This is a genomic window from Curtobacterium sp. MMLR14_002 (genome assembly GCF_001864975.1).
Classification (GTDB): domain Bacteria; phylum Actinomycetota; class Actinomycetes; order Actinomycetales; family Microbacteriaceae; genus Curtobacterium; species Curtobacterium flaccumfaciens.
Genome location: NZ_MJGT01000001.1, coordinates 1,142 through 1,503 on the forward strand (window position 1 = coordinate 1,142; position 362 = coordinate 1,503).

The 362-nt window shown below is 71.3% G+C and carries 1 pseudogene; it reads left to right on the plus strand.

Annotated elements, in window-relative coordinates:
* Positions 1 to 362 (plus strand): annotated as a pseudogene (locus BIU91_RS00010) (tRNA pseudouridine(55) synthase TruB); the annotation flags it as partial.

The window sequence follows — 362 nt, forward strand, 5'->3', positions numbered from 1 at the left end:
ATCGGGCCGTCCACCCGGTTGCTGACGCACCTGGTGGGCCTCGACAAGACCTACACGGCGACCATCCGGCTCGGTGTCTCCACGGACTCCGACGACGCCGACGGCACGCCGACCGCTGCGGTCGGTGTGGCCGCTGCCGACGTCTCGGACGACGCCGTCGAGACCGCCGTCGCAGCACAGCGGGGCGTCATCGACCAGGTCCCGTCCACGGTCAGCGCGATCAAGGTCGACGGGCGCCGCGCCTACGACCTGGCGCGCAAGGGCGAGGCGGTGGAGCTCAAGTCCCGCACGGTGACCGTCTCGCAGTTCGACGTGACGACGCGGAACGAGCGGACCGTTGCTGTCGACGGCACCGACGTCGC